We start from the raw sequence: 20,863 nt of genomic DNA on the forward strand, positions 1-20,863 counted from the left end.
CTGCCCTCACTGCGACGCGCCGCTGGGCGCGTGTGGCGCCGCCGTTCCAGGCGTTGCCCCGCCACCCGCTGGTACCTGCGGCTCGGAGGCCCCGCCCTTCTCGACGACCTTCTTGCCGCCGGTCTGCGTCGAAGCGAGCGTACCCACGATCTTCAGCGGAACATCCGGCACGACACGGATCGCACCGTCCACGACGATGCGCTCGCCGGCCTTCAGGCCGTCGGTGATGAACCAGTTGTCGCCGTTCCAGTCACCCACTTCGACGACGCGTTGCTTCGCCTTCGACTCCTGGTCGACGACCCAGACGAAGTGGCTCTTGGCGCCCTGCAACACCGCGCGCTGCGGCACCAGGATGGCATGCGGCCGTAGAGCGCCCGACACGCGCGCGCGCACAAACTGGCCCGGACGCAGCGTGCCCTTCGGATTCGCGAGGACGGCGCGCACGAGGAACGTGCCGGTTTCGGTACTGAATGCGGGATTCGCAAAACTGATCGTGCCGTGCTGCGGAAACTCCGTACCATCGGCCAGATCCACCGTGACGACAAATTCGCTCTTTGGCGGAAAGATCAGCTTGCCAGCCGACACCTCGTCCTGAAAGCGGAGCATTTCGTTTTCGGAAATGCTGAAGTTCACCCACATCGGATCAAGTTGATAGACATAGGTCAGGAGGCCGGACGCGTTCGCAATCAGATAGCTTCCGTCCTGCTGTCGCGCGTAGCTCGCCAGACCCCTCAGCGGCGACTTGATCGTTGTATAGCCAAGGTTGAGCTTCGCGGTCTCGACCTGACCTTCCGCCGAGATCACCGCGGCTTGCGCCTGCTTCTCGTTGCCGATCGCATCGTCCAGATCCTTCTGGCTCAATGCGTGCTGCGCTGCCAGCGGCTTGACCCGTGCGAGATTCTGCTGCGCGACCGTGAGCCTGGCCTGCTGCTGTGCGAGCAGACCCTGTGCAGTCAGCAAGGCAGCCTCGAATGGCTTCGGGTCCATCTTGAACAAGGTCTGGCCGGCCTTCACCTCCTGGCCTTCGGTATAGGTTCTTTCATCGAGGAAACCGTCTACGCGCGCGCGAATTTCGACTTCGCGCGAGCTTTGCGTTTGTGCGGTGAACTCGATGTCAACCGGGGTGTCGCGGGCGACGACCGTCATGACGGTGACCTCCGGCGCGCCGAGCGCCGGTGGATCCGAAGCCTTCTTGCAACCGGCAAAAAGCGCCATCGCCAAGGCGATGAGCGTCAGTGGCACGGCATTCCGGCAGAACGCGTATGCCGCCGATGATCGATGGGGGGAAGGAAACGGGCCGCTCATATGGACCTCCCGCAGTGAGCCGCTCCCAGGCGCAACATGCGCCCGCTGGCTTCGAGGCGCGCGAGGCATATGGAACGAAGTTTGGATCGGGCTACCGCCGTTCTATTCATGTCTTATTCCTCAGCATGACCTCGACACTCGTGCCGCTCGTGCCGCTCGTGCGATCCGTCATGGCTCGCTCAACCGTCGCGACCCGCGCTGCGACGCTCCGGTTTTCTGCGAGATCTGCGTCCGCTCCCGACGCCAATGCGCTGCACCGGCTGCTGGCCACAGACCCGATCACCGTGCCCGGGCTGGAATTCAACCCTTCATTTCATCTTACGAATCCAGTGCTCGTCGACCGCGCCCCTCACACGGCAGCTCTGAATGGGATACGGGGCCGGATGCTCACTTGGCCGCTTTCGGTCAAGTGTCGCGACCGAACAAGGAATGCACAATGGGACTTTGGTCCGATATTCATGCACTCATTCCGACCGTCGATTCGCGGGTCGGGCGCTTGCCGAGCGCCGTCCGTACAGGGGCGCCGTCGGGTGCGCCGTGGTCCGATGGGGTTGCACGATAGTGCAGCGATTCGCTGGACCCGCATTTCTGGTGTGCCAATCTACTGACGATGCAAACTTATTCGTCACACGTAAATTACGAATTTCAAATATACGTATGCAAAATAATTTTAGCTAACGTGTTACGCAGACAATAATTTCTCGAAAATCATGGAATAAACTTTTCCCGCTTAGCGCGCGCTCGACGCCGCGCCAAATGGGCCGTCGAGATCTATTTCCTCACGCACTGCAGAAATCATATCGCGCCAACGCTCATTTCAGCAGATCGCTTTCGAGCACACCGCGCGATTTCAGCCTATATATAGGACCAAGGTCCACTATCGGTTTTGCCTTTAATTCCGTACGCTTTCCCGGTGGTTGCGATCGCCCGGCGGATACTCAAGGGATAAACCGGGTTAATTGGGCACCGGTTAGCGTTCGCGATGCTCGCATACCTTCATCTTTCTTATCGCTGTCGATGACGAACCGGGAGTCAATCATGACCAATCGCGTGCTATTACCTTTAATGGCATCGGCGATATTGCTCGCGAGCAGCGCATTCGCCCAGCAATATCCGATGCTGGACGCCGTCGCCAACCGGGTCGTGCAGAAGTATCAGACATCGAGCTGCGAGCAGCTGTGGCAGGAACGCGCGGCGAAGCAGGGTCACCCGAGGCCGCAGGCCGAGGAGAATGCGATACAGGTGATGCGTAACGAGCCTCAGATGCGCGCGGCGTTTATCGACCGGGTGGCCGCGCCTGTCGCGAACAAGATGTTTGAGTGCGGGATGATTCCCTGAGCGCCGTCTGCCCGCTGCAAGCGCCCCGCGCGCATCAAGGAGGCCGCGATGACATGCCGGAAACTTGCGTCGTACCTGATCTTTGCCATGCTGTGCCTCTGCGTTGCAACAAGCGGTGGCGCGCAGCAGAAAAATCCGGCTAGGAGTGCTTCGCGGCCTCAGCAAGCCAGCGCGCCCGACTTCGAGCCGGGGCTGGACCCGCGTGCGATCGATATTCTGAAGGCCGCAAGCGCACGGCTTGCCGCCGCGAAGACGATGACTTTCACGGCCATCGTCTCCTACGAAAATCCGAGCCGCCTCGGGCCGCCGCTCATTTACTCCACGAAGTCGGAGGTGACGATGCAGCGGCCGGACAAACTGCGCGTGATTACGCTCGGTGACGGACCGCGCTCGGAGTTCTACTACGACGGCAAGACGATTACCGCATTGGCGCCGGCGGAAAAGCTGTTCTCCGTGGCCGACGCGCCGCCTACGATCGACGCTGCGCTCGAGAAAGCGTACGACCTAGGCGAGATTTATTTTCCATTCACGGACGTGGTCGTCGCGGATCCCTACAAGGACATCGCGAGCCGGTTGAAGATCGCGTTTTATATCGGTCAGTCGAGTGTGGTCGGCGATACGACGACGGACATGATCGCCTACGTCGTGGGCGACGTATTCGTGCAGGCCTGGATCGGCGCCGAGGACAAGCTGCCGCGCCGGATCTATGCCGTCTACCTCAATGACCCCGCCCGTCTGCGCCATGTGTTGGCGCTTTCGAACTGGACACTGGACTCACCGGTGCCCGCGCAGGCATTCCAGCCGCCCAATCTGGCCGGCGCGGCGCGCATAGCGTTCGAGCGTCCCGATGCGTCCAATGCGCGCGGCTTCATCCCTCCACCCAATGTGACCCATTCGGATCCCCACTGAGGAGGCACATCGTGAAGACAACAGTCCTCCAGTTTGCGGGCCTCCTGATCACGGCGCTTGCCTCGGGAGTCGCCGGCGCATGGCAGCATGCGGGCGGCTGGTCGCGTCCGGAGGGAGGCGGTGAGATGGGAGCGCGCCCAGCGGAAACGGCGCCGACGACCCGCAGCGGCGCGTATGGCGGCAGCGCGACCCACACGCCCGGCCAGGGCACCACCGCGACTAATCGCTACGGCGACACCGCAACTCACACACAAGGGTCGGGGCAGACGAGTTACAGCAACCCGTATGGTGGCAGCGCCACGCATACGTACGGCCAGGGCACCACGGCGTCGAACCGCTACGGCGACACCGCTACCCACACGGCGGGTTCTGGCCAGACCACCTATACGAATCCATCGGGCGGCAGCGCAACGCATACCTACGGTCAGGGCACGACCGCCACATCGGCCAATGGCGCCACCGCCACCCACGCGGCAGGCTCGGGCTATACGACCTACACGAATGCGTCGGGTGCCACCGCGTATCACAGCAACTACTACGGCGCGACGTACACGTCCTACCATCCGCCAACGACGGTCAACGTCTACGGCTCGAGCTGCTACAACTGCGGCGGCTGGTCCACCGCGGGTGCCGCCGCTGCAGGCGTGGCGGTCGGTGCTGCCGCGGGGGCCGCGATTGCGTCGGCAAACACGCAGGCAGCCGCTGCGACCGCTTACAACTCCGGCTACCAGGCGGGTGCCGCCGCGGCCGCACCGGCCACCGTCCCCGCAAGCGCAAACTATGCGATGGGCGCGATCTACGCGACGTTGCCTGCCGGCTGCACCATGCCCTCTGTACAGGGAGGAACCTATTACCTGTGCGGAAATACCTGGTTCAAACCTTCATACGGTGCGAACGGCGTCTATTACCGCGTGGTGCCGACGCCTTGAAGCGATTCCTGAACGCACACACGAGGAACGGCTAACACACGACAACACGAGCCTGAACCGTAAGGGTTGCGCGGTTGCCCACTCGCTCGCGCGGCAATAGCGAAATCAGTTCATTCAATCGTGCTGCCGCTCACGAACGGAGAACCGGACAATGCAACATCTGGGCGTTTCGTTGATCGTATTTGCCTGTATCTTTTGCAGCGCCATCCTGGGCATGTATTTGCATGGCCGGCTTCCGGACCACCATCTCAGCGATGAGTCGATCGGCGTCGTCAAGCTGGCAGTCGGCCTCGTCGCGACGTTGGCCGCGCTCGTGCTGGGCTTGCTGATTTCCTCGGCGAAGAGTTCGTTCGACACGGTCAGCAGCGAGGTCACACGCGACGCCGCCGACATCGTCCTGCTCGATCGCGTGCTGGCGCAATACGGAGCGCAGGCGGACGACTTGCGCGCGCTGTTGAAGCAAAGCGTCGCGCGGGGCGTACAGATCATGTCGTCGAACGATCCTGCCCAGCTCGCCAGCCTGCACACCCCCGACGCCTACAAGCGCGGCGAGTTTTTCCAGCGAAAGCTGCAGGAACTCACCCCGCAGAACGAGACGCAACGCCGGTTGCAAGCGCACGCAATCGAGATGGCCGACAGCATCTTTGCGGTACGCGAACTGGGCTTGCTTCAGGCGAGCGGCAGCACACCGATTCCGCTTCTCGTAAGCCTCGTGCTGTGGCTGTGCATCATTTTCGGCGCCTTTGGTGTGTTCACGTCGCCCAATATGACGGTGACTATCGCGTTGTTCCTGGGTGCGCTCTCGACGTCGATTGCGATTTACCTGATCCTCGAAATGAACACGCCGCTCGACGGGCTGATGCGGGTCTCACTCGACCCGATGCGAGAGGCGCTCGCGGTGCTCGGGCAGTGATCTCGAGGAACCAGCGAAAGTCGTCGAAACGGCATGCTTAAAATGTGCATATTCTCTTCGTCGCTGCCGTTGTAACTTGACTCGTAGTCCTTATCGCGATTCAGCGTGGCACTCGACGACGTTTGATCGGCGAGCGCCACTCGGTAAAAGCTCGGTAAAACAATGGCGCGCTACGAGGCTGGGCCGCCTGACTTAACTTGCCTCAGGCGATTGGCCGTCAGTTCCGCCCAATAGTCCATCGCATGCTCTGCGTCCCCCCATTTCCCTTCACCGGCATTCTGCATGCTCATTCCACCCGAGCGGCCGTCCACCCCTTCGGCGAGTATCTGCCCGGTACCGCCATCCGTAATCTCGCCTTCGCTCTTCGCCGAACCGACGAACGCATAGGTGTCCGTCGCGAGGCTCTGCGCCGAATTCAGTAAACGCGCCTGCGGGACGACCACCGAGATGGTGCGCAATCCCGGCGTATCGCCCTTGACGTCAGTCAGGGCGGCACGGACTACCAAAACGTGCGGGCCCTGGTGGTCGACGATCGGGAGCACTGTCGCCAGGTGCGTCTTCAAGACATTGTAGTAATAGCTCGTCAACACCTGCTGCTCCGTCGCGTCGATCTTTGAACTGGGATCGCTGATGAACACCACCGGCTCGAGGAAGATTCCCGTGTAGGAATTCCAGTCTACATTTGGCCTGATGTAGCGAAGCGCCGCTTCCCCTTCCTTGCCCGGTTGCAGCAGGGAAGGATCGGTGAGAAATCCCGATCGCGCTGTCTTCTGGACATCGGCAACCGGTTGCTGGGTTGTGACACTGCCGCAGGCGACCAATGACATCACCGCCAGCAGAGAAGATATGCTTTTTCTTGACATCGCCTCGCCCTCCAGTTTGCACGCCCGCGCGGGGTTCGTAATGCGGTCACTGACCGCAGAAGAAATGGAAAAGACACAGTCAGCGCTCGATACTTCGCACACGGACTCTGGCCGTTCATTCCTTCGTCCGCATGCCTCAGATTGCGCAGAGTTAATCACCAACGCGAACCGCCGCGTAAATGATTGCGTATCGATATCTGGATTGCCCTTCTGCATGCGCCCTGGCACGGGCCCGTGGCCTCACTTTCGTGATGAGACAATTGAAGTCGTATTTCAGTCGCAAGCCTATCGGCCTTTGGTCCTATTCGCTCATTATTATTTGAAAGGGCCACGTCGCTTGAACGCAATCATTGCGCTAGCGTTGAAAACTTCAGAAATTTGGCGAAGAGAATACTGCGAATCCAGTGTGCGGATGCGCGTTCAGCCCACGGAAGCGACAACCGTATGATGTTCCCGCTTGCCGGCTTGATGCTTGAAGGTCTGCCGGTGCGCGCCGGACGCCGAAGCGGTCCGGTACGATGCAAACCTCACGTTGACCCGCCGCGAATGCGCGAGCATCGCATGGTGATGATGCTGACCCGCGCTTGCGTAATAGCGCGGCTCGACGACCGGCGTTTCGTCGCCGTTCAGCCAGCGGCGTATCGTGACGAGATCGGCGGCCCGCCCCCACCCCGTTTGCGAGCCGAGCAGCGCGATCATCACCGGGCCATTCGGCATGTTGGCCTCCACCACGATGCAGCGTCCAGCCTCGCGGATATAGCCCGTCTTCGCGACCCGCACGTCCCAATCGTCTGAGCTGATTATCGGGTCGGTGTTGTGATAGAACCTCGTCCTCGTGCCGATCGCCTCTTCGTAACGGGGCAGCGTCGTGTACTCGCTGATCAACGGATAGCGCGCCGCGGCGCCCGCCAGCTTGACAAGGTCGCGCGCCGTCGAGAGATTGTCTGGCGAAAGCCCGGTCGGATCGTCGAAGTGCGTGCTGGCCATATGCAGCGCGCGCGCCTTTTCGTTCATCTTCTCGACGAACGCCGGCTGGCCGCCGGGAAACGCCCGCGATAGCGCAGACGCCGCGCGGTTCTCCGACGACATGAGCGCGAGCCGCAGCATCTCGCCTCGTTCGAGCGACGCGCCGATCGGAATGCGGGATCCCGAGTGCTTGAGGCGGTCGATGTCTTCGTTGTCGACGGTCACCGTTTCACCCAGCGCCTGCGCGCTGTCGAGCACGACCATCGCCGTCATCAGCTTGGTGATCGATGCGATCGGTTGAGCCGCGTCGGCGTTCTTTTCCAGCAGGACCTCGCCGCGCCCGACGTCGTACACGATTGCGCTACGTGAGTAGAGGAATGGCGTATCGGCCCACGCGACGAACGGCGCGAAGGCAAACAGTAGCGCGCAGAGGAAGTCTTTCATCTCGTTCACACCTTGGGACGTCGGTCAGACGATGGCGGGTCTAACGTGCGGATTCAGCCCAACAACTTAACTGTAGTTGTTCCGCGCAGGAATGAGTGTGTGAAAGAGGACGCAATGTCTGGAAAATCCGCCACCGACCGATCCGCACATACCCTCATACGCTCAACCGCTCAACGCGCTCAGCCGTTCGACGATCTCATCGAATGAAGGCCGCAACTCGACCGGCTCGCAAAGACACGCTGCGATGAGTGCGTCGAACCCCGCGGCGCGATCATCGGCCTCGCCGGTCAGACGTTGCGCGAGTTCTTCGAGCAGGCAGCCGAACGCCCGCACCTCGATCCGTTCGAGCGCGAGCGCCAGCGCGCGATCGTCGATGTCGTGAAAGGACGCCGCGCCGAAGTCGCCGAGCAATGCGCGCCCGCCACCGTCATGCAGGATGTTGTGCGCATAGAGATCGCCATGCATGATCCCGCGCCGGTGCAGATGCCGCGCCGCCGACGCGATGCCTAGCGCGATCTGCAACGCGACCGGCCTGTCGAACCGCACATCGGGCGCATAGACATCGCGTGTGCACGACTCGAGGCTGGGAGGCCCGGCGAGATTGCCGAACGCCGGATGAATCAGTTCCATCACGAGGCCGTGCTCGCCGAGCGGATGCCCCCCGATCTTGCCGAGCACCGGGATGAGATTCGGGTGCGGGCCGGCTTGCAGACACGCGGCCATTTCGAGTTCGGGCAAACCGTCGCTCGTCACCGCGCCCTTGAACAGCTTCACGGCGACCGCCTCGACCGGATGCCCGTCGCGCAGCAAACGGGTCGCGCGATGCGTCACGCCGGAGGCGCCTTCGCCGAGCGTTTGTCCCAGCGCGAGCGTATGCCAGTCGATATCGGGCACCGGCGCGTCGGCCAGCGCCCCATGCTCGCGCGCGACGTTCAGAGGATTGCCGGCGTAGGCGAGCCACGCAAGCCGCGGCAGGCGCAACAGCCAGTCGGGCAAGGCGTCGAGCCGGTTCGCCGAAACGCGCAGCAGTTCGAGGCGGCTGCAAGCGGCCATCGTCTCGGGCAACGTCCGCAGCCGGTTGCCGGCCAGCATCAGCTTCTGCAGATTCGGACGCTCGCTGATTTCCGGCGGCAGCGCGTCGATGGCGTTGTCGGTCAGGATCAGCCAGCGCAATCGCGGCGGCAGCGCGCGTCCCGAAACGTGCCGGATGCGGTTCGCCTTGAAGCCGACCATGCTCAGCGATTCGCATTCGCCGAGCACGTCCGGCATCTCGGTAAACGCATTATTCGAGGCGAACAGAATGCGCAGGCGATGCAGCCTCGCCAGGTCGTCCGGCAGCGAGGTGAGCGCATTGCCCGACAGGTCGAGCACCTCCAGGGTGTCGGCGAGATCGAAGATCTCGCGCGGAAATTCAGTCAACCCGCAGGCGAGCTTGAGTTGTCGCGCACCGGCGAGTTGCCCGTCGCGCAGTTGTTCGAGAGTAGCGGTCTTCACGCGTGGATCGAATGGAAAAATGGCAAGGGAGTCGGTACGCCGGTGCGCAACGTGGCACCGGCCATGGCAATTCTAGCGGGAACACCTCGCGGCGGCTCCCGCAACGGGATCGGCACAGCGGCTCGCTGGCGTGGCATTGCACAAAAAATTCATTCAACGTTTCAGTGAATCGGCCGTAAAAGGACGCGCCGCCGTCGCGGCTGTACTTTCATCCCCCGATTCATGCCCGCTCACCTTACTGGGCGGGATCAAAGCAATCACGCCGTCGAAGCCGCCGCTGCAACCATCGTTGATCTGCTCGGCGCGGTAAGAGGGGTTGCCCAGTTCGTCGACTCGATCGCGGATGCCTCGCAGGAACAGAGCGCCGGCATCGATCAGTCAACGCTGCCGTCACGGTGATGGATCGCGTGACCCAGCAAATGCCGCCTTCGTGCAAGATGGCGTTCAGGCGGCCAGCGCGCTGAGAACAGAGGCAGAAACGCTGCGTTCCGCGGTGCGTGCCTTCCAGCTTTGACCGCTCAGGCCGTCCCGCGCAAGCTTTGTCCAGGCTGTCAGTTGCAGTCGTGGCTGTTCGCTGTCCGCTAACAGGTCGTGCCGCCAGGCCCGTGCAGGCCGCCTCGGCGGACCTGGCTTGATGGGAGGAGTCTGACGATGCGCAAGCGCAACCCGGCACTTCATGGCAACCAACGCGGCAACCAACGTCTGCTCGCGGGCATTGGCGCGATACTGCTGCTCGCCGTGCTCGCCTGGGCGACGATGCAAGTGCTCGAGCCTGTATTCCACACGCGGGTCGTCATTACAACGGGGGCCGACAAGGGTATCTATCGCGGCTTTGCTGACCGATACGCGCCGATCTTGAGGCGCGACGGAGTCACGCTCGATATCCGCAGTTCATCCGGATCAATCGAGAATTATCAGCGGTTGGCGAATCCCAACAGCGAGTACGATGTCGGCTTCATTCAGTCAGGCACCGTCAGCCCCAAAGAGACCGATAACCTGCAGACGATTGCCGCCGTCTCCTACGAGCCGATCTGGGTGTTCTATCGCGCGGACACAGTGGTCGATCAGTTGTCGCAACTGCGCGGCAAGCGGGTCTCGATTGGCGTGCCCGGCAGCGGCCTCATAAACGTCTCCCAGCTTCTGCTCGACTACAGCGGCATTACCAGGGACAACGCCACCCTGCTCGAAATGGATGCGGCTTCGGCATATCGGGGCCTGGAAAAGGGAGAGCTGGACGCTGCTTTCTTCATAGGCCGGCCAGATGCCCCTATGCAGCGAACGCTTCTGAACAGCGATCTGAAGCTGATGAGCTTCGCCCAGGCCGACGCGCTAGTGCAAAAATTTCCGTCGCTATCCAAGGTCACGTTCCCCCGCGCCTCGACCAGCATCGTCGACGATCTTCCGAAAACCGATGTCACCTTGCTGGCTGCCACGGCACTGCTCGTGGCGAAAGACACCGTGCATCCTGCGATCGTCTATCTGCTGCTCGAAGCCGCCAGGGAGGTCCACAGCAGAGAAGACTATTTCGCGCCAATCGCCACCTTTCCGAATCTGAACACGGAAGAATTTCCGATTTCCAGCGAGAGCACGCGATACTTCCAGTCCGGCCGTCCCTTCCTGCACCGCTATCTTCCTTTCTGGCTCGTCAGTTTCATAGAACGACGGCTGCTCATCCTGCTCCCTTTCGCGGCCGCGCTGGCGGCGTTGGTGCAGGCCTTGCCTCGTCTCGTCGAAGCGCGGGCGAAGCGCCCGCTCATGGCGACGTATCGCGAACTGAAGTCTCTGGAGGACGAGCTGTGGAGCGACCCGAACCCTACCCGCGAGAAAATCGTGCATTGGCGCGATGCAATCGAAAGCATCGACACGCGTACAAGCCGGATGCGCGTTCCGCAACGCTATCTTAAGGATGTCTATGCGTTGAAGCAGGCAATTGACGTCGTGCGCAACCGCATTCTCCATGCGGCGGCTGGACAGCAGCGTTAGCGCAGGCGGAAACGGACGTGGGGCACGATGGCGCAAACAGCGTTCGGTATGCCGAACGACAGCGCTTCAGCGCCCCGGCATGGCGGCAGGAGCAACCATCGCTCATCGACCGCGTGTTCGGCGTGACATCATTCGCGCCTGGGTGGATGCTTCTAGAGTTCGAGCCGCTGAACATATCCCGTGAGTTCGAGATAGCCACGTCCAACCGGCTTTGGAGCGGGTTTTGCCGCGTTCTCGCTCGTGCTCGTGCTCGTGCTTGTGCTTGTGCTCGCGCTCGCCAAAACCGGCTTGCCGGCTGCCGCATCAGCCTGAAACGCCGTGACTGCACCCTCCCAATACACCGCGCCGGTGGTCGCTCGGCTGTCGAATTCCTGATCGTCCATGAGCGGCACGAGCGTCAGATGCAGATCCTGCGCATCGACGCGCATCGCCACCGGATAGCGCGCGCCGGTATGCGGCGAACGCCACTGGCGCAGCGGCGTGAAGCTCATGCTATCGCCGGATAGCGCATGCGTGCTTCCATCGGCGGCACGCAGCGTGCCCCCCGCCCAGAACTTGCGGCCTGCCTTGTCGCGGATCTGCAAGGCCATCAGCGCGCCGCCGTCGTCGAAATTGATGCCGATCCAGTCCCAGCCGACCGCCTCGTCGGCCAGTGGCGCCGACGACCATTCGTGATCGAGCCACGCCCGTCCGCGCACGTGCTCGCCATCGCCGCGCGCATGACCGCTCCGCCTGAGCACGCCGTCGACGAGCAGCCACGGCTCGCTGTAGTAATAGCTGGCCTCGCCGGGAAGCGGTCCCTTGCGGCTATATCCGGCTGCGCCGTTGAGGAGCACGGGCTGCGTCGGCGTCAACATGAAGGAGAACGAAAAGTCCGGCGTGGCGACGTTCAAGCGGTAGCGGCCTTGCGCCTCGCGCTCGAGCGACCAGTCGTCGATATGGACTGCCGTGTCGGTCTCGCTGGCGTCGGCGAGTCCGAAGCCGCGGCGCGCGACGCGCTGGTCGTGCTGCAGGCTGCCCGTGCGCGGATCGCTCAGCGCGATATTGGCGAACAGCAATTGATTCGGCGCGAAGCGGCTCGGGTTCGCTTCGTCGAGTGCGGGGCGCGTGCGGAAGAACGTCGCTTCGAAGCCCAGCGATGCGTGCGCGGCGGCGCCCGGCGTGGCATCGGCAACCGCGTCGGCCTCCGTTTGCAGCCAGCCGGTCACGTACCACCATTCGGTGCGATAGCTCGAATGCGCGCCGTAGTCGCGCGGGAACACGAGCGGGTGTCCGCTCGTCACCGCCGGATAGTCCGGCGTGCGCGCCCACGCGGCCCTTTGCGACAGGGCGACTAGCGGCCCCAGGAGAAACGTTCGCCGTCTCATCGCGGTCACCAGTCGTCGCGCACGGCGCGCACCGCATCGACCGACATCGCCGCGCGCGAACTCAGGAGCGCCGTGAGCGCGGCGGCAACGACGACCGCCGAAGCCAGCGTGGCCAGCAACCCCCACGGCATGTGCAGGCTCATCGTCCAATGAAACGACTGCGGGTTGACGACATGCACGAGCACCATCGCGAGACTCAGGCCCAGCGTCAGGCCGGCGAGCACACCTAGCAGCGCGACGAGCGCGCCTTCCATCGCGAGCATGATCGCGATCTGGCGACGCGTCACGCCAATGTGCCGCAGCATGCCGAACTCGCGCGTGCGTGCGAGCGCTTGCGAGCCAAAGCTCGCGCCGACGCCGAACAGTCCGATGATCACCGCCACCGCTTCCAGCAGATAGGTCACGGCGAAGCTGCGGTCGAAGATCCGCAGGCTCGCGGCGCGGATCTCGCCAGGCTGTGCGAACTCGAGGCGCTGGCCGCCGGAAACGCTCGCGCGCAAGCTTGCGATCGCCTGCGCGGGTGCGATGCCCGAGGCGAGCCATATGGCGGCATCGGTCACGCGCGTGTCGCGCGTCAGCAGGCGATAGTCGCTGGCGTCGATCACGATGGCGCCGAACTGGCGTGCATAGTCGCGCCAGATGCCGGCCACGATGAATGGTAGGCGCTGCCCCGCCAGCGGCAGCGTGATGCGCTGGCCAGGGTGCATCCCATACAGGTCGGCGGCCGCCTCGCTGATCCACACGGGCGGCGGATCGCCGGCTTGCGGCACTAGCGGCGCCGTCGTCAGCGGCAGGCGCGCGCCGGGGTGGCGCGCATCGATGGGCCGCGCGAGCAGGCTCACGGGCGGCAGGCGCGCGTCGAGCGAGATTTGCGTCGCGCGGAGAAACTCGGCGCGCGCGACGCCGGGCGCGGCCGCGATGGCCGCTTGATCGCCGGGCGAGAGAAATGCGCTGTCACCACCGGGCGAAGCACGCAAATAGAGCGGCGCGGGCAATAGCACCTGCAGCCAGTCGTCGACCGCGACGCGAAAGCTCGACACCATGATCGCCATCGCCGTCATGAGGCTGAAGCTCGTGACGATGCCCGCCAGTCCGATCGTGGCGCGGCCGGGGGCATTGGCGAGCTGCGCCAGCACGAGCTGCGGCAACGCATGACCCGAGCGGGGCAGCACGGCGAAGACGGCGCGCGCGACGGCCGGCATCGCGAGCACGCCACCCAGCAGCAGCAGCGCGATCGCGAGATAGCCGAACACCGGCAAGCCGGCCACGGGCGGCAGGAGCGCCGATGCCACGCCGGCGCCGATCGCAAGCAGGGCCGCCGTCACGGTGCGCCTCGTGCGCAGCCGCGCGGAGGGCGCTTCCTCGTCGCCCGCCTTCAGCGCCCGCGCGGGCTGCGCCCTCGCCGCTTCGAGCGCCGGCGCGAGACTGCCGAGCACCGACGCGGACACCCCGAGCGCAAAAAATATCGCCGCGGGCAGTGCATCGAAATGGACACGCGGCCTCACCCCTTCGAAATAGCCGCCGCCCAGATCGCCGCCCGCATAACGGAGCACGGCGGCCGCGAGCGCGAACCCAATGGCGAGACCCGCGGCGGCGCCGAGCACGCCGAGGATGGCGCCCTCCGAGACGACGATCCGCAACACGCCACGCCGGGTCACTCCGATCGCACGCAACAGCGCGAACTGCGCGCGGCGCCGCAGCACGGCGAGCGCCTGCATCGTGAACACGAGGAACGCCCCCGTGAACAGCGCGACGAGCGCAAGCACATTGAGGTTCGCTCGATACGCACGCGAGAGCATCGACGTGCGGTGCGCGTTGTCGCCCGGCGTGACGGCGGCGACGCCGGCAGGCAGGCGTGGCGCGATCGACTGCGCGAACGCTCGGGCGTCGATGCCCGGCTTGAGCTTGATGTCGATGCGCGCCAGCGTGCCGAGCCGCAGCAAGCGCCATTGGGCGGCGCCAATGTCCATCACGCCGACACGCACCGCATCGCCCGACGCGCCCAGCACACCCGCGACGCGCAGCGCGACCGGCGCGAGCCCGACCTGTACCGTCAGCGTATCGCCGGGCTTGAGCGCGAGCCAGGTCAGCGCGGCGGGCGAGAGAAACACGGTGTCGGGGTCGAGCAGATCGAGGGTGGTGCCCTTCGTGCCATCGGTGCCATTCGTGTGATCCGCTCGCTCGATGCGTCCGACGAGGTTCGGCGTGACGTAGCCCGCGCGAAACACATCGACGCCGAGCAGCTTCAACGATTCGTCGCGGCCCGCGACGCGCGCATCGACCTCGACCACGGGGCTTGCCGCCGCGACCTCGGGCAAGCGGGCAATGCGCGGATACAGCGCTTCATCGAAGCCCGCGCGCGGACCGCGCAGCTCGAGGTCGGCGTTGCCCATCAGCGAGTTGACGGTGGCCGAAAGCTCGCCCAGCGCCGCGCGATTGATCAATTGCACGGCATAGCCCATCGCGACACCGGCGGCGATGGCGAGAACGCCGATCAACGTGCGCAGCGGATGCCCGCGCATTTCGCCGCCGATGAGCATCGCGCCGATTCCGCCAGCGGGCATGCGATCGCGCGTGCCCCGCCATGAGCACCATGGGCACGATGAAGCGCTCTCGCGCGACGGACGCACGGCGCCGAGCCAGCGCATCGCCTACGCGCCGCCTGCGCCCGGCGCATACGGCTCGAGCCCTTCGGGCGTGAGCCGCAGCACGCGGTCGGCGGCAGCGGCCACGGCCGCCGAGTGCGTCGCGAGCAGCACGCCCGCGCCGTTCTTTTGCGTCAGCTCGCGCAGCAGCGCCAGGATGCGCATCGCCGTGTCGTGATCGAGATTGCCGGTGGGCTCGTCGGCCAGCACGAGGCGCGGCTCGTGCACGAGCGCGCGCGCGATCGCCACGCGCTGCAACTCGCCGCCCGACAATTCGCGCGGCAAGGCGTGCTCGCGCCCACCGAGGCCGACCGCGCGCAGCACCAGCGAGACGCGCACCGGCACGTCTTTCATACGCATGCCGTTCAGGAGCAACGGCAGCGCGATGTTCTGCGCCGCCGAGAGGTTCGGCAGCACATGGAACGCCTGGAACACGAAGCCCATTTTCCGGCGGCGCTGCAGGGTGGCCGCGTCGTCGTCGAGGGTGGCGAGATCATGTCCGTCGAAGACGATTTGCCCCGCATCCGGCCGGTCCAGTCCGGCCGCGAGGTTGAGCAGCGTCGATTTGCCGACGCCCGATTCGCCCATGATCGCGACGCATTCGCTCGGGCCCAGTTCGAGATTCACGCCGCGCAGCACGTTGCGCGGCGCGGTGCCGTCGTAGTGCTTCGATACATTGGCGAACGTCAGCATCATGGGTCGACCATTCCTCAATCGCCGTTCCGGTTGCGAGTTCGATTGTTGCACCGATCGCGGTTTGCCGCCGTGACAGCCGCGATCGTCGCCCGGCGCGGACTTTTCTGCGCGACGCGAGCCATCGGAGAGGACACGCCCGACCGGCCTGCTATTCGCAATCGACAAGACGGGCTTCGAGCAGCCGCGCGAGCGCGACGCCACCTTCGCGCATGATGGAATCGTGATTCCAGCGGAATGCGCGCCGCACGGGCGGCGCGAGCGCAGCCGCGTTCATCCAGGTGCTGGCAGTCCTGACGTGCCAGTCGTAGTGCACCAACGTGCGGCTGCCGTCGGCAGTGAAACGCCAGCGTCCCACGCCCTTCAGCGCGCCGCTGGCCTCTCCTTCCAGCGCCACGAGCGGTGCAACGCGCGTGACGCGCACGTCTATGATCACACGATAAGGCAGCGCACCCTTCCACGTGTAGCGATGCACCGCGCCCAGACCGTCGGTCGCGCCCGCCTGCAACTCGCGCACCGCTTCGACGTTCTTCCACCAGGTGGGCCAGGTCGTCGCATCGTGGATCGCGTCCCACACCGCCTGTAAGGGCGCCTCGATGCACCACAATGTGGCCAAACGAAATTCCGCCATTGCACGCTTCCTCCTGTTCGCGGTACGGCCGGGTTTGTTCGAAGGCGGCCCCCGTGCACGCAGGCAGGCGCGAGCATTGCTCGGTGCGGGGCAGTGGGCCAGAATCACTCATCATCCACGTCTGGGTACGTTCGAGTATAGGAGGCGGCGATGCGCATACTGGTAATCGGGGCCACAGGGCTTCTCGGCGCGGAAATCATGAAGTGCTTGTCCGCGGATCACGAGGTCATCGGCGCGAGCCGGAAAGGGCCTGCGCTCACGGTGGACATTTCCGATAAGGCCTCGATCGCCGCGATGTACCGCCAGGCCGGCGCACTCGATGCGGTGATCTGCGTGGCCGGCGCAGCAAAATTCGCGCCGTTCGACGCGCTGGCGGACGAAGACTTCGCCTTCAGCCTGGCCAACAAGTTGATGGGGCAGATCAACGTGGTGCGCTGCGCGCGCGAGGCCGTGAACCCCGGTGGCTCCGTCACGCTGACGAGCGGCGTGCTCGCGCAGCATCCGATGCCGGGCAGCGCGGCGGTGAGCGTCGTCAATGCCGGTGTCGATGCGTTCGTGCGCGCCGCGGCGCTCGAACTCGCCGGGAGGCTTCGTGTCAATGCGGTGAGCCCCGGCTGGGTCGCGGAGACCTTGCAGCGAATGGGGCGTGATCCTGCAGAAGGGGTGCCGGCCGCGACGGTCGCGCAGGGATTTCGCAAATGCGTGGTGGAAGATATCACTGGTCAGGTGGTGTCGGCCGCGTCGACTCCGCAGTAGGCCCCCGCGATGATGGACGCACCGCTTACTAACCGGGATCTCGTTGCCGATGCGCAAGCGCGCTTCGATGCGCTCGCAAACTACCAGGTCACGCTGAAGTCGACGTCGCCGGGAACGGAACCGGTGGAGGTGCTCTACGGCTACCGCAAGCCCGGCTTCGTTCGAATGGACTTCATCCGCCCGCATGCCGGCGCCACGCTCGCCTACAATCCGGCGTCAGGAAAGGTCAAGCTTTGGCCCTTCGGTTTCGGCACGTTTCCGAGCCTCGTGCTGAGCCCCGACAGCCGTATGATCCAAAGCCCGCAGGGTCATCGCGTCGATCAGTCCGACATCGGGGCGCTGCTCCTGAATGTCCGCGAGCTGCTTCGGCAGGGTGGCGATACGCAGGTCGTTGGCGCCGAGATTGTCGGCATGCGCCGGACTTCGCATCTGATCGTGACGTGCAGGCCCGGACACGTCGCGACCGGCGTGTTCCGGTATGAGCTGTGGTTCGATGACAGCCACGGGCTACCCGTCAAGATTGCGAGCGAAGGCGCATCACGCGAGCCGATCGAAACGGTGCTGATGGAGAACCTGCGCATCGACGTGCCAGCGTCGCAGCTCAGGCCGTTCGGCTAGGCATGCGCTCGCGCGCTCTGAACCTCCGCGCTTCCCATAGCTTCGTACTGCATAGCAGTATCGTGACCGTCCGCGACGGTTTATTCGGCCTTCCCGGAATCGGTTTCCGCCGTCGGTGCGGAAGCCTCCTTAGGCGGCGCCTCTTCCTTGATTTCATAGGACGGATCGCGCACCCAGCGGCTCAGGTCCTTGCTGATCACGATGGTCGTGCGGTCGAGAATCGAACAGCTTCCCTTGAACGCGCCCCCACACACCGCCGACCGACCAGCGGTTGATTTTGGTGTGACGGGTGACTACGCGAAGAAAAACGATATGAGCACTGGGCTCATATCGCCCACTCAACACTTCATGAGATAAATCGCTAGCAGGTGGAGCCACCAGCGAACTGACACCTGGCTGTTCAAGCAAAGCAAGACGGTCAGCGCGTCGCCTGGTACAACACCACCGAGCGGATCGACTCGCCCTTCTTCATCAGGTCGAATCCCTCGTTGATGCGCTCCAGCGGCAGCGTGTGTGTGATGAGGTCGTCGATGTTGATTTTGCCTTCCATAGTCGACGATCTTCGGCACGTCGGTGCGGCCGCGCGCGCTGCCGAACGCCGAGCCCTTCCACTGCCGGCCGGTGACGAGCTGGAACGGCCGCGTGCTGATTTCTTCGCCCGCCGCAGCAACGCCGATGATGAACGACTGGCCCAACCTTGTGCGTGCATTCGAGCGCCTGACGCATCAGCTTCGTGTTGCCGACGCATTCGAACGAATAGTCGGCGCCGCCGTCGGTGAGCTGCACGCGAGATCGACTTCCTCGATCCTCAGCGGCGCGCCGGCTTTCCATGCGATGGCTGCTTGTGTCTTCATACTGCATTCCTCTGCTGAAGCGTTTGTCGGTGGTGATTTGCGTGGTCCGTTGGTCGAACGTCGCGTTGAACATCTGCCCACACCTTGCGGATCATGTCCTGCAGCAGCAGCGATTCCGCCCAGCGGTCGGTCGTGTCGTTACCGTCGCGGTCGATGATCGCGTACGGTTTGGGGCCGAGTTCGCAGGTGAAGGCGAGGGTGTCGTCCGCGCCCGCCCGTCGGCACCAGGACGCGAAGCCATAGCCCCACCAGCCGAGAAACAGATCGACCCACATCCGGTGCGGCTCGAACGATAGCTCTATCTGCACCTGCTCGCGGCTCGCGACGCGCCCGTGAAAGGCCCACGACTGATCCAGGATACGGTGCATCAACGCATGATTCTCGTCGGACACGGGCCACGAGAATTCGCGTCCAACGAGGTAATGCGAGATGTCCCCAAGCAGCTTTAGATCTGGCCGCGCGTCGAGCAGGTCAAGCGTGAAATAGAGATCCGTGGTCATGCGATCGCGGTGCGTCTCGATGTAGACCGGGATATCGACCTGTTCGGCCAGTCTCTGCCAGCCGTCGAGCAGCGTTGCGCATTCTGCGACGGTGCGAGGACGTACGTCGGGCTGCAGGTCGATGTGATGCACGCCAGATTCGACGGCATTTTCGAGCACGGGCTGTAAATCGTCTATCGTGCGTGGAAAGCACTGACCTTCCGCGTGCAGTCCGCATGTGGCACGCAACAGGGCCAGCCGCCGAACGTCCGCACGCTTCGTATAGTGCGCGCTCACGCCGTCAAAGCCGGCGTCGGCAATCATCCGCACGTTCTCTTCGAGTGTGCGTTCGTTGCCATCGGTGTGGCGACGCTCCATCGCCCACAGCGACTGAAACACGAGCAGTCGTTGATTCATTGCGCCTCCGCGGCGAGCAGCGACCTGAGCTTCGTCCCGCGATCGGCAAGCAGATGAGGCTCCACGCACGCGCGCCGCGCAATCAGCTCTTGTGCGAAGCGCACATCCCGCGCAATTTCGCCAGTCTGTCCGACTCCGCTCGCGCCGACAAGCACGCCGTCGCCGTTCAGTGCGAAGAACACGCGCGATGCCGAACCCGTCTCGCGTACCACCATCGTCGTTCCAAGCGCAGGCATGCCGGCGATCTGGATCGTCATGTCGTATTGATCGGACCAGAACCATGGCACTGACGAACAGGCTTCGCCGTGGCCGAGCATATTGCGCGCGACGACACGCGCCTGGTCTTCAGCATTTTTCCAGCATTCGAGCCGAATCCGGCGGCCAAACAGCGGGTGGGGAAACGAACAAACATCCCCAGCCGCGAAAATACGTGGGTCGTTCGTGCATAACGTCGCGTCGACTGCGACGCCATTTTCGACGTCAAGATTTGCGGCCTGTGCAAGTTCAGTACACGGCATCACGCCAATTCCAGCGATCACGGCGTCGCACGCCAGGGTTGTGCCGTCGACAAGCTGCACACCACTTACGCGCGCCGTTCCGACAAAGCGTTCCACATGTACACCGAAGCGGACGTCTACACCTCGTTGTCTATGCTGCGCCACCAGGCATTGCGCCACGACTTCAGGCACCGCACGCATTAACGCCCGCGACGCCCCTTCGAGCACGACAACCTCGCAACCGAGTGCTACCGCTGTCGCTGCGATTTCAAGGCCGATGAAACCCGCCCCAATCACCGCGATGCGGCGACCCGGGCGCAGTTCGGCGCTGATCGCATGCGCATCGCACACGCTACGCAGCATATGCACGCCGGCGAGCGTCGCCCCCGGCAGATCCAGCCGGCGTGGCCGGGAACCCGTCGCAATCAGCAAGCGGTGATAGCCGAGCGTGTCGCCGCTGGCAAGCACCACCCTGTGCCCCACGCGATCGATCGCAGCCACAGGCGCATCGGTACGCAGATCGATGCGCTGTTCCCGAAAGAACGCCTCGTCGTAGATCGCGCACTGGGCGGTCGTCTTTTGCCCAAGCAGCACCGACTTCGATAACGGCGGCCGTTCATAGGGCAACAAACCTTCGTCGCCGAAAAGCGTGATGGCGCCGTCCCAGCCGTTCTCGCGTAACGCCTGCGACGCACGCGCTCCGCACTGGCCCGCGCCGACGATCACCATCGGCTCCGTTGTGCTCATCAGCGGCTCCCGGTT

At 64.0% G+C, this 20,863-nt stretch carries 17 protein-coding genes and 1 pseudogene; 7 read left to right on the forward strand and 11 right to left on the reverse strand.

Features of this window, described 5'->3' with window-relative positions; translation table 11 throughout:
* Positions 1 to 6: 6 nt before the first annotated feature.
* Complete coding sequence (locus VSR34_RS17400; RefSeq protein WP_342963100.1) at positions 7 to 1,215, reverse strand: efflux RND transporter periplasmic adaptor subunit; 1,209 nt, start codon at positions 1,213 to 1,215, stop codon at positions 7 to 9.
* A gap of 1,128 nt (positions 1,216 to 2,343) precedes the next feature.
* On the opposite strand from VSR34_RS17400, the gene VSR34_RS17405 reads away from it, so the two are divergent.
* From VSR34_RS17405 to VSR34_RS17420, 4 genes are all read left to right on the forward strand, one after another.
* Entirely contained in the window at positions 2,344 to 2,643 is a 300-nt protein-coding gene (locus VSR34_RS17405) for a hypothetical protein (RefSeq protein WP_342963051.1), read from the forward strand.
* A gap of 48 nt (positions 2,644 to 2,691) precedes the next feature.
* Positions 2,692 to 3,552 carry a DUF2092 domain-containing protein gene (locus VSR34_RS17410; protein WP_342963052.1) on the forward strand — a complete coding sequence of 287 codons (861 nt, stop codon included), beginning with the start codon at positions 2,692 to 2,694 and terminating at the stop codon, positions 3,550 to 3,552.
* 11 nt (positions 3,553 to 3,563) lie between these two features.
* Positions 3,564 to 4,481: a hypothetical protein gene (locus VSR34_RS17415; protein WP_342963053.1), complete on the forward strand. Its 918-nt coding sequence runs from the start codon at positions 3,564 to 3,566 to the stop codon at positions 4,479 to 4,481.
* A 151-nt stretch (positions 4,482 to 4,632) separates the two neighbouring features.
* Complete coding sequence (locus VSR34_RS17420; RefSeq protein ID WP_342963054.1) at positions 4,633 to 5,394, forward strand: hypothetical protein; 762 nt, start codon at positions 4,633 to 4,635, stop codon at positions 5,392 to 5,394.
* Between the two features lie 170 nt (positions 5,395 to 5,564).
* On the opposite strand, the gene VSR34_RS17425 is transcribed toward VSR34_RS17420, so the two are convergent.
* The 3 genes from VSR34_RS17425 to VSR34_RS17435 all read right to left on the reverse strand — a co-directional run bounded on the left by VSR34_RS17425 (position 5,565) and on the right by VSR34_RS17435 (position 9,161).
* A complete protein-coding gene (locus tag VSR34_RS17425) occupies positions 5,565 to 6,257 on the reverse strand; it encodes a DUF3313 domain-containing protein (protein ID WP_342963055.1) in 693 nt (230 codons plus the stop codon).
* Between the two features lie 420 nt (positions 6,258 to 6,677).
* A complete protein-coding gene (locus tag VSR34_RS17430; protein ID WP_342963056.1) occupies positions 6,678 to 7,667 on the reverse strand; it encodes a serine hydrolase in 990 nt (329 codons plus the stop codon).
* A 162-nt stretch (positions 7,668 to 7,829) separates the two neighbouring features.
* On the reverse strand, positions 7,830 to 9,161 hold the full coding sequence (locus VSR34_RS17435) for a leucine-rich repeat-containing protein kinase family protein (protein ID WP_342963057.1): 1,332 nt from the start codon (positions 9,159 to 9,161) through the stop codon (positions 7,830 to 7,832).
* 651 nt (positions 9,162 to 9,812) lie between these two features.
* Between VSR34_RS17435 and VSR34_RS17440 the strand changes: the two genes are divergently transcribed.
* Complete coding sequence (locus VSR34_RS17440) at positions 9,813 to 11,144, forward strand: TAXI family TRAP transporter solute-binding subunit (protein ID WP_342963058.1); 1,332 nt, start codon at positions 9,813 to 9,815, stop codon at positions 11,142 to 11,144.
* A 152-nt stretch (positions 11,145 to 11,296) separates the two neighbouring features.
* Here VSR34_RS17440 and VSR34_RS17445 read toward each other — a convergent pair whose 3' ends face one another.
* From VSR34_RS17445 to VSR34_RS17460, 4 genes are all read right to left on the reverse strand, one after another.
* Positions 11,297 to 12,511: a carotenoid 1,2-hydratase gene (locus VSR34_RS17445; protein WP_342963059.1), complete on the reverse strand. Its 1,215-nt coding sequence runs from the start codon at positions 12,509 to 12,511 to the stop codon at positions 11,297 to 11,299.
* A gap of 5 nt (positions 12,512 to 12,516) precedes the next feature.
* On the reverse strand, positions 12,517 to 15,075 hold the full coding sequence (locus VSR34_RS17450; RefSeq protein ID WP_342963060.1) for an FtsX-like permease family protein: 2,559 nt from the start codon (positions 15,073 to 15,075) through the stop codon (positions 12,517 to 12,519).
* Between the two features lie 87 nt (positions 15,076 to 15,162).
* A complete protein-coding gene (locus VSR34_RS17455) occupies positions 15,163 to 15,849 on the reverse strand; it encodes an ABC transporter ATP-binding protein (protein WP_342963101.1) in 687 nt (228 codons plus the stop codon).
* A gap of 151 nt (positions 15,850 to 16,000) precedes the next feature.
* Positions 16,001 to 16,480: an SRPBCC family protein gene (locus VSR34_RS17460; RefSeq protein WP_342963061.1), complete on the reverse strand. Its 480-nt coding sequence runs from the start codon at positions 16,478 to 16,480 to the stop codon at positions 16,001 to 16,003.
* A gap of 150 nt (positions 16,481 to 16,630) precedes the next feature.
* On the opposite strand from VSR34_RS17460, the gene VSR34_RS17465 reads away from it, so the two are divergent.
* Both VSR34_RS17465 and VSR34_RS17470 read left to right on the forward strand, forming a co-directional pair.
* The gene (locus tag VSR34_RS17465) at positions 16,631 to 17,236 is read left to right on the forward strand and encodes a short chain dehydrogenase (protein WP_342963062.1); all 606 of its coding nucleotides are present in this window, start codon (positions 16,631 to 16,633) and stop codon (positions 17,234 to 17,236) included.
* Positions 17,237 to 17,245: 9 nt separating this feature from the next.
* The gene (locus VSR34_RS17470; RefSeq protein ID WP_342963063.1) at positions 17,246 to 17,854 is read left to right on the forward strand and encodes a DUF1571 domain-containing protein; all 609 of its coding nucleotides are present in this window, start codon (positions 17,246 to 17,248) and stop codon (positions 17,852 to 17,854) included.
* Positions 17,855 to 18,272: 418 nt separating this feature from the next.
* Here the strand turns inward: VSR34_RS17470 and VSR34_RS17475 are convergent.
* The 3 genes and pseudogenes from VSR34_RS17475 to VSR34_RS17485 all read right to left on the reverse strand — a co-directional run.
* Positions 18,273 to 18,640 (reverse strand): annotated as a pseudogene (locus tag VSR34_RS17475) (zinc-binding dehydrogenase); the annotation flags it as partial.
* A gap of 64 nt (positions 18,641 to 18,704) precedes the next feature.
* The gene (locus tag VSR34_RS17480; protein WP_342963064.1) at positions 18,705 to 19,604 is read right to left on the reverse strand and encodes a sugar phosphate isomerase/epimerase; all 900 of its coding nucleotides are present in this window, start codon (positions 19,602 to 19,604) and stop codon (positions 18,705 to 18,707) included.
* Entirely contained in the window at positions 19,601 to 20,848 is a 1,248-nt protein-coding gene (locus VSR34_RS17485) for an FAD-dependent oxidoreductase (RefSeq protein ID WP_342963065.1), read from the reverse strand. Before VSR34_RS17485 ends, VSR34_RS17480 begins: the two co-directional genes overlap by 4 nt.
* Positions 20,849 to 20,863 lie beyond the last annotated feature (15 nt).

This window comes from Paraburkholderia sp. JHI2823, assembly GCF_038900695.1.
GTDB lineage: Bacteria > Pseudomonadota > Gammaproteobacteria > Burkholderiales > Burkholderiaceae > Paraburkholderia > Paraburkholderia mimosarum.

Excerpts from the sequence above, each read along its gene's own strand:
- VSR34_RS17455 (WP_342963101.1), bottom strand. The coding sequence starts at position 15,849 with ATGCTGACGTTCGCCAATGTATCGAAGCACTACGACGGCACCGCGCCG.
- VSR34_RS17445 (WP_342963059.1), bottom strand. The coding sequence starts at position 12,511 with ATGAGACGGCGAACGTTTCTCCTGGGGCCGCTAGTCGCCCTGTCGCAA.
- VSR34_RS17480 (WP_342963064.1), bottom strand. The coding sequence starts at position 19,604 with ATGAATCAACGACTGCTCGTGTTTCAGTCGCTGTGGGCGATGGAGCGT.
- VSR34_RS17465 (WP_342963062.1), top strand. The coding sequence starts at position 16,631 with ATGCGCATACTGGTAATCGGGGCCACAGGGCTTCTCGGCGCGGAAATC.
- VSR34_RS17485 (WP_342963065.1), bottom strand. The coding sequence starts at position 20,848 with ATGAGCACAACGGAGCCGATGGTGATCGTCGGCGCGGGCCAGTGCGGA.
- VSR34_RS17440 (WP_342963058.1), top strand. The coding sequence starts at position 9,813 with ATGCGCAAGCGCAACCCGGCACTTCATGGCAACCAACGCGGCAACCAA.
- VSR34_RS17405 (WP_342963051.1), top strand. The coding sequence starts at position 2,344 with ATGACCAATCGCGTGCTATTACCTTTAATGGCATCGGCGATATTGCTC.
- VSR34_RS17410 (WP_342963052.1), top strand. The coding sequence starts at position 2,692 with ATGACATGCCGGAAACTTGCGTCGTACCTGATCTTTGCCATGCTGTGC.
- VSR34_RS17450 (WP_342963060.1), bottom strand. The coding sequence starts at position 15,075 with ATGCCCGCTGGCGGAATCGGCGCGATGCTCATCGGCGGCGAAATGCGC.
- VSR34_RS17400 (WP_342963100.1), bottom strand. The coding sequence starts at position 1,215 with ATGGCGCTTTTTGCCGGTTGCAAGAAGGCTTCGGATCCACCGGCGCTC.
- VSR34_RS17470 (WP_342963063.1), top strand. The coding sequence starts at position 17,246 with ATGATGGACGCACCGCTTACTAACCGGGATCTCGTTGCCGATGCGCAA.
- VSR34_RS17430 (WP_342963056.1), bottom strand. The coding sequence starts at position 7,667 with ATGAAAGACTTCCTCTGCGCGCTACTGTTTGCCTTCGCGCCGTTCGTC.
- VSR34_RS17420 (WP_342963054.1), top strand. The coding sequence starts at position 4,633 with ATGCAACATCTGGGCGTTTCGTTGATCGTATTTGCCTGTATCTTTTGC.
- VSR34_RS17460 (WP_342963061.1), bottom strand. The coding sequence starts at position 16,480 with ATGGCGGAATTTCGTTTGGCCACATTGTGGTGCATCGAGGCGCCCTTA.
- VSR34_RS17425 (WP_342963055.1), bottom strand. The coding sequence starts at position 6,257 with ATGTCAAGAAAAAGCATATCTTCTCTGCTGGCGGTGATGTCATTGGTC.